Genomic DNA, 3,237 nt, shown 5'->3' with positions numbered 1-3,237 from the left:
CCGCTGGTGGCAACGTCGGCCCACACTCCACAGCCCGCGAGCCTGGCCGCGCCCGGCCACACCCGGCTGCCAACGCGCCTCTACCAACCACAACCTCGCCCGCCTGGCCGCGCCCGGCCACACCCGGCTGCCAACGCGGGCAACAACGCACCCTGCGCCCCCGCCCCGCCCGCCCACACCCGGCCAACCAACAAGGGCCCGCACCCCTACACTGGTGGCATGCACGATCCGACGCTGTCCACGATGGAGCACCGCGACCTCGTTGAGGCGCTGGCGCTCAGCCATGTCCTCCCGCACGAGACGCTTCCCGCCGAGGAATGCCTGGGGCGCCGCCTGGCTGTCGACCTCCACTCGTTGATCCCGCTGCCGCCGTTCACGAATTCCGCGATGGATGGCTTCGCGCTGCGCCGCGAGGACCTGGCGGGCGATGGCCCGTGGACGCTGCCGGTCGTGGCTGACATTCCGGCGGGTGACACCCGCGTGCACTTCCTTGAGGCCGGCCAGGCGATGCGCATTATGACGGGCTCTCCCCTCCCCGAGGGCGCGGACACGGTCGTCAAGGTCGAGCACACGGACCATGCGCCCGGCGTCGCGCAGGCACCCGACACGGTCCAGGTCCGCGTGGCCCCGACGCACGGCGCGAATGTGCGTGTCGCGGGCGAGGCCCTCGAGGCGGGTTCCCAGGTCCTCACGGCGGGCCGCCTCCTGGATGGGACTGCGCTGGCGGCGGCGATCTCGGTGGGGCATGGGACGTTGACGGTCCTGCCGCGCCCTCGCGTCGTCGTGGTGTCGACGGGCGCCGAGCTGAGGAGTGCGGGCGAGGAGCTGGAACGCGGCCAGATCCCGGACTCGAACGGGGTCCTGCTGCGTGGCCTCGTGGAGGAGGCGGGCGGGCGGGTTGTCGCTCATCTGCGTACAGGTGACACGCCGGAGGAACTGCGCCGAGCCTTCGACGATGCTCCCGACGCTGACCTGGTGATCACCGCGGGCGGTATTTCGGCGGGGGCCTACGAGGTGGTGCGGCTGACGCTTGGCACGGATGCGGGCTTCCATCATGTCGCCCAGCAGCCGGGTGGTCCGCAGGGTGTGGGGTCGACGCCGGTGGGTGCGCACAGGCGTGAGACTCCGATCATCTGTTTGCCGGGCAACCCGGTGTCGGTGTTCACGACGTTCCACATGTACGTGGCGGGCGCGCTGGCGGTCATGTCGGGCCTGGTCCTCCCCGAGCGCGGTGCGACCGTTCCGAGCGCCGTCATTGCGCGGGCGCGCGTGGGGTGGGAGTCGCCGGAGGGTAAGACTCAGTTCATTCCGCTGCGTTTCGTTGACGAGGCCGGGGCGTGTTCTTCTGCTGCCGCCGGGTTGGGGGGCGGCGAGGCCGTCGCGCCCGAGGCCGGGGCCCGCTGGGTCGAGCCCGTGCACCCGTTGGGGTCGAAGTCGCATTTGGTGGCGTCGTTGGCGCGGGCGCAGGGCATTGGTGTGGTGGCGCCGGAGCGCGGCGCGGTTGAGGCTGGCGAGGAGCTGGCCGTCGTGGCGCTGGTGGGCTGAGAGGCGCGTCGTTCAGCAGTTAGTACTAGGTCGTTTCGACGAAAGGATTCCCGTGAAGTTGACGCATCTGAACGAGGAGGGGGCCGCCTACATGGTGGACGTGACGGCGAAGAGCCCGACGGTTCGCCAGGCGAGCGCCGTGTGTCGCGTGGATTGTTCGCCCGAGGTTATGCGGGCATTGCGCGAGGGCACTGTGCCGAAGGGGGATGTGCTGGCGGTGGCCCGCGTGGCGGGTATCGCGGCGGCGAAGCGCGTGCCGGAGCTGTTGCCGCTCGCGCACACGATCGGCGTGCACGGGTGCGAGGTGGATCTGGGCCTGGAGGTTGATCACGTGGCGATCCGCGCGACGGTGCGCACGGCGGATCGGACGGGCGTGGAGATGGAGGCGTTGACGTCGGTGACGGTGGCGGCCTTGGCGATTGTCGACATGGTGAAGGGCGTGGATCGCTCGGCTCGTATCACCGAGGCGAAGATTGTCGCAAAGTCGGGTGGGCGCAGCGGCGACTGGGTGCGCCCGGAGGACTGATCGCAGGGCTCTGACCGACGAGGCGGCACTCACCGACGAGGCAGTGCTCACCGACGAGGCTTGGGCCGCCCGGGGTGTTCGTGCTCGCCGGGCGCTCGCCGAGCGGTCGCCTCGTGTGAGGGGGCGCCCGGGCGCAAACCCGTGCACGCGGGCTTGTTCGCGCACACTCGCGCCCGCGCGGATATGCACGCGGGAGGGTTGCGCTTAGGCGCGCGGGTGGTCGCCGCCGGCGAGCTGGTCGATGATGTGGGCGGCGAGTGGGCCGATGACGGCCACAGCGTCGGTGACGCCGCCGCGCGAGCCGGGCGCGTTGACGACGAGGGCGCCCTCGGGGGATCGTGCGGTGACGCCGACGAGGCCTCGTGACAGGGCGGCGGAGGCGATTTTTTCTTCGCCGCGGCGTCGGATCGCGTTGGCGAGGCCGTCGATGCGGGTGGCGAGGAGAGGCTCGGTGGCCTCGGGGGTGACGTCGCGGGGCGCGAAGCCGGTGCCGCCGGTCGTGAAGACGAGACGGGCGCCGTCCTCCACGGCGGCGATGATCGCGGCGCGGATGGGGCCGACGTCGTCGGGGACGACCACCACGGAGGCTTCGATGCTGTGCTCGGCGAGGAGGCGGGCGGCGAGGGGGCCGGAGAGGTCCTCGGCGTTGCCCGCGGAGCACCGGTCGGAGACGGTGATGACGCGCGCGGGGATCATGTTAGTGGCGTGCGTTGCCGCGGCGTCGCCCGGAGCGGCGCACGCGGATGCCGGAGGTGATGGGGTCGACGTCGCTGAACTGGCGCGGGGAGAGTTCGTAGTCGACGCGGCGCGCGGGTTCGGGTTCGAAGGCCTGCGGGAGCGGGCGCTGCGGGCGCGCGGTGGTGCGCTGTTTGGCTCGCTGGGGGAACACGGGGGGCACCGGGGCGTCGATGATCTGCGGGGCGGGTTCGGGGGTGGGCGGCGGGGTGACGGTGTCGCTGAGCGGCTGGACGGCGGGGCGCTTAGGCTGGGCTGGCGTGTAGATTCCGGCGGGCACGGTGGCGGTGGGGCGCACGTGCACGGGGCGGATTTGGGGGACGGATTTGGTGACGGGGCCGCGCGTGGTGTCGGGGGAGACGGCGGGCATGACGGGGGCAGCACTGCGGTAGGGCGGCTGCGAGGCGGGGGGCACCGTTTCGCCGGCGGGG

3 protein-coding genes and 1 pseudogene are annotated in these 3,237 nt (G+C 72.2%); 2 read left to right on the top strand and 2 right to left on the bottom strand.

Features of this window, described 5'->3' with window-relative positions:
* Nucleotides 1-219 precede the first annotated feature (219 nt).
* Together HMPREF1138_RS03455 and moaC are read left to right on the top strand one after the other, a co-directional pair.
* Nucleotides 220-1,545, top strand: coding sequence for a molybdopterin molybdotransferase MoeA (locus tag HMPREF1138_RS03455; protein WP_009056582.1), 1,326 nt, complete (start codon nucleotides 220-222; stop codon nucleotides 1,543-1,545).
* A 52-nt stretch (nucleotides 1,546-1,597) separates the two neighbouring features.
* Nucleotides 1,598-2,071: a cyclic pyranopterin monophosphate synthase MoaC gene (moaC, locus tag HMPREF1138_RS03450; RefSeq protein WP_009056586.1), complete on the top strand. Its 474-nt coding sequence runs from the start codon at nucleotides 1,598-1,600 to the stop codon at nucleotides 2,069-2,071.
* A gap of 204 nt (nucleotides 2,072-2,275) precedes the next feature.
* On the opposite strand, the gene HMPREF1138_RS03445 is transcribed toward moaC, so the two are convergent.
* Entirely contained in the window at nucleotides 2,276-2,767 is a 492-nt protein-coding gene (locus HMPREF1138_RS03445; RefSeq protein ID WP_009056584.1) for a MogA/MoaB family molybdenum cofactor biosynthesis protein, read from the bottom strand.
* Nucleotide 2,768: 1 nt separating this feature from the next.
* Nucleotides 2,769-3,237 (bottom strand): annotated as a pseudogene (locus HMPREF1138_RS11230) (tRNA adenosine(34) deaminase TadA); the annotation flags it as partial.

It is taken from the genome of Actinomyces sp. ICM58 (assembly GCF_000283035.1).
Classification (GTDB): Bacteria; Actinomycetota; Actinomycetes; order Actinomycetales; family Actinomycetaceae; genus Pauljensenia.
Note: the sequence above shows the minus strand (reverse complement) of the source record. Positions and strands in the feature narration are given on the sequence as shown.

Coding starts and splice junctions, on each gene's coding strand:
- HMPREF1138_RS03445 (WP_009056584.1), bottom strand. CDS start 2,767: ATGATCCCCGCGCGCGTCATCACCGTCTCCGACCGGTGCTCCGCGGGC.
- HMPREF1138_RS03455 (WP_009056582.1), top strand. CDS start 220: ATGCACGATCCGACGCTGTCCACGATGGAGCACCGCGACCTCGTTGAG.